The organism is Selenomonas bovis DSM 23594, from assembly GCF_000381005.1.
GTDB classification, from domain to species: Bacteria; Bacillota; Negativicutes; order Selenomonadales; family Selenomonadaceae; genus Selenomonas_C; species Selenomonas_C bovis.
In genome coordinates this window covers 1-2616 of sequence record NZ_KB908442.1, presented here as the reverse complement: position 1 = coordinate 2616, position 2616 = coordinate 1, and the positions used below count along the sequence as shown (strand labels likewise).

General features: G+C 57.6%; 7 protein-coding genes. 5 read left to right on the top strand and 2 right to left on the bottom strand.

Annotated elements, in window-relative coordinates:
* A partial coding sequence (locus F599_RS0113125) for a phage major capsid protein (RefSeq protein WP_026328004.1) occupies positions 1–231 on the top strand: 231 nt, incomplete at its 5' end.
* 31 nt (positions 232–262) lie between these two features.
* On the opposite strand, the gene F599_RS0113120 is transcribed toward F599_RS0113125, so the two are convergent.
* Positions 263–586 (bottom strand): type II toxin-antitoxin system RelE family toxin, encoded by a 324-nt coding sequence (locus F599_RS0113120; protein ID WP_019543947.1) that lies wholly within the window; start codon positions 584–586, stop codon positions 263–265.
* Complete coding sequence (locus tag F599_RS0113115; RefSeq protein ID WP_019543946.1) at positions 583–900, bottom strand: type II toxin-antitoxin system Phd/YefM family antitoxin; 318 nt, start codon at positions 898–900, stop codon at positions 583–585. Before F599_RS0113115 ends, F599_RS0113120 begins: the two co-directional genes overlap by 4 nt.
* A gap of 434 nt (positions 901–1334) precedes the next feature.
* Here F599_RS0113115 and F599_RS0113110 point away from each other — a divergent pair, with 434 nt between their 5' ends.
* The 4 genes from F599_RS0113110 to gp17 all read left to right on the top strand — a co-directional run.
* Complete coding sequence (locus tag F599_RS0113110) at positions 1335–1613, top strand: head-tail connector protein (RefSeq protein WP_019543945.1); 279 nt, start codon at positions 1335–1337, stop codon at positions 1611–1613.
* On the top strand, positions 1613–1957 hold the full coding sequence (locus tag F599_RS0113105; RefSeq protein ID WP_019543944.1) for a head-tail adaptor protein: 345 nt from the start codon (positions 1613–1615) through the stop codon (positions 1955–1957). Before F599_RS0113110 ends, F599_RS0113105 begins: the two co-directional genes overlap by 1 nt.
* Positions 1950–2336, top strand: a complete 387-nt coding sequence (locus F599_RS0113100; protein WP_019543943.1) for an HK97 gp10 family phage protein — start codon at positions 1950–1952, stop codon at positions 2334–2336. The genes F599_RS0113105 and F599_RS0113100 overlap by 8 nt, the downstream gene beginning before the upstream one ends.
* A partial coding sequence (gene gp17, locus F599_RS0113095; protein WP_019543942.1) for a tail completion protein gp17 occupies positions 2333–2616 on the top strand: 284 nt, incomplete at its 3' end. The genes F599_RS0113100 and gp17, both read left to right, overlap by 4 nt.

Sequence of the window (2616 nt, the reverse complement as noted above, 5' to 3'; positions counted from 1 at the left end):
CGTCCCGTCTACACCTCGTCCTTCGTGCCGGAAATCGCGGCGGGGAGCAAGTCCGTCCTCTTCGGCGACCTTAGCTACTACTGGATCGCCGACCGCCAGGGCCGCAGCTTCAAGCGCCTCAACGAGCTCTTTGCGACTACGGGACAGGTCGGCTTCATGACCACCCAGCGCGTCGACGGCAAGCTCGTCCTGCCCGAGGCGGTCAAGGTGCTGCAGATGGCGGCGAAATAAAAATCCCCGGCACGATGCGTGTCGAGGAAATTTAGAGTTCTTTCAAACGTTTCTCTGCCAGGCGGTATACGCGTTCATCATCACGGATGTCTATGATGACGATGACCATTTGTTTGTCGCGTCGTTCCAGCTGATAGACGATTCGGAGCCCCGCTTTTTTGAGCTTCACCTTGAGCAGACCGGTCAGGTTGCTTGCGGCATGGTGGCCGAGTGGTTTTCCGTAGCCGCCTTCCGTATAGGGAAGCGGATTGGCCGACACTTTGCACAGGGCTGTTGCTACCTGTTTTTTCTGGCTGCCGTCGAGACGGTCGAAATCGTCCTGCGCCTGCGGGAGAAACCGTATGGGCCAGTTCATTCGAGATCGATATCCTCCTTTTGCAAGGCTGCAAGGTCGATGCCGTTCTTAGCAGCAACCTCCTCAAAAGGAATCGTATTTTCTGGGGTGTAGTTTTTCAGTCGCTCCTCTGCTGTGCGGAGAAGCTCGGCATCATATACGCGCTCGATCAGGGCGTTGTAATCCTCTGGAGAAAGCAGGACGCATTCCGGTTCGTTGTTTTTCAGGACAACGGTCACGCCGGATTTCTTCACGTCGGCAAAAATCTTGCTGGCCTTTCCCCGGTTGAAAGCCGTCAAGGGAACTGTCGGATGTAAGGGCTGTAAGTATGCCATGGGTAAGACCTCCTTTACTTCAGTCTAACAAAAAGGAGGGAAAATATCAATATATTCATCGTCCTTTTCGTTGTAAAGGTAAAAGGATTCTGGAGCATGGGAGAAAATATTATCTGTTGAAATGTCAGTACCCAGCTTCTTTTGCCAGTTGCTCCGCCATAGTCCATCCGGCGGTTCGAGCATTCCTGCACTGACACTGGCAGCGACAACGGATCCTGCAAAGGGAATCAACTTTCCTGATTCTTTTGCAATGGATTGGATGGGCTGTTTCAGTAGTTGTTTTTTAAGGGCGGCAATGGCAAGGTCCTGAGTAATTTTTGATCTTCTGTCATGGTAAAAAACTCCTTGAAATCTCTCATATGACCTTCTATATAGGATATATTTCTACAGGGGGACATTCTTGCCTGACTTTGAAAAATATAGGAGTGATGAATTTGCTGGTATCCCTGGATGACGCGCGGGAATTCCTGCGCATGGATGGTCAAGAGGATGACGGCGTCATAGCGTCCCTGCTCGCCGCGGCCGAGGCACTTTGTCTGGATGTCCTGCGGCTCAAAGACGCGGAGGTGCCGGAAACCGCCTTGCCTGTCCTGCGCACGGGCATCCTCTACGCGACGGCGTATCTCTACGAGCACCGCGAGGAGGCGGATCACGCACGGCTTTTGCTGACGCTTCGCGCTCTGCTCGCGGGAGCGAGGAAGGAGGAGTTCTAGTGTATGTGAATATCGGGGAATTGCGGCACCGCGTCACGGTGCTGCGGCCGAGAGCCGAGCCGGACGCGTCCGGCAACCTCGTCGCGGGGGACTGTGACGAGGTTTTTTCGTGTTGGGCGAAGGTGCTGCCCTTCGCGGCGAAGATTTCGGACGGGACGGCGGAGATGGTGCGCGAGGTGGACTACCGCGTCGTGCTGCGCTACCGCGAGCCGTCCGACATCCGCACGGAGGATGTCATCCTCTGGCAGGGCAGGAAACTCTCACCCGCCGCGCCGCCGTACCCGCTCGACGGCAAGCGGCGCTGGCTGGTTATCGAGTGCAGGGAGATGGTGGAAGATGCGTAAGTATGTGTCGACGGAAAATCTCCTGCGCGGCATGGGGGAGGATGTCCTGCAGGCGGCCAAGGCGGCGCTTGCAAAAGGCGCGGAGGAAGTCGTCGCGGAGGCGAAAAGCCGCTGCCCGGTCTACAAGGGAAAGGACAGGCGCGTGACGCCCGGCGCGCTGCGCGATTCCATCCATGCCGAGAAGAAGAAAAGCGGCACGTTCTACCGTATCTCCGCGGGGGCGCAGGCGCAGGACGGCACGGCCTACGGCAAGCTCGTGGAGTTCAGTCCCAAGATCAACAAGCCGTTCCTTTATCCTGCACTCGATGCCAGGCGGGACGGTATTCGGCGCGGCATCGTGGAAGCGGTGAAGGCCGCCTTGAGGAGGAATCATTCGTGAACGTACAGGAACGCGTCTACCAGGCGCTCAGAAAGGACGCCACGCTTGCCGGGCTGCTCACCCGCGACCGCCGCGGCCCGTGTATCTATCACGGGAGGAGCCCGGACGCCGGGAGCTATCCCGTCCTCGTCTACTCGGTCGTCTCGGATGTACCCGCGCTCTCGGCGGACGGCGAGGAAATCGAGCGGTGCGTGACCGTGCGCGTCCATATTCTCACGAAGGACGGCGCGGCGGATGCCATCGAGGACTGCGTGATGAAGCGGATGAAGGACATCGGTTT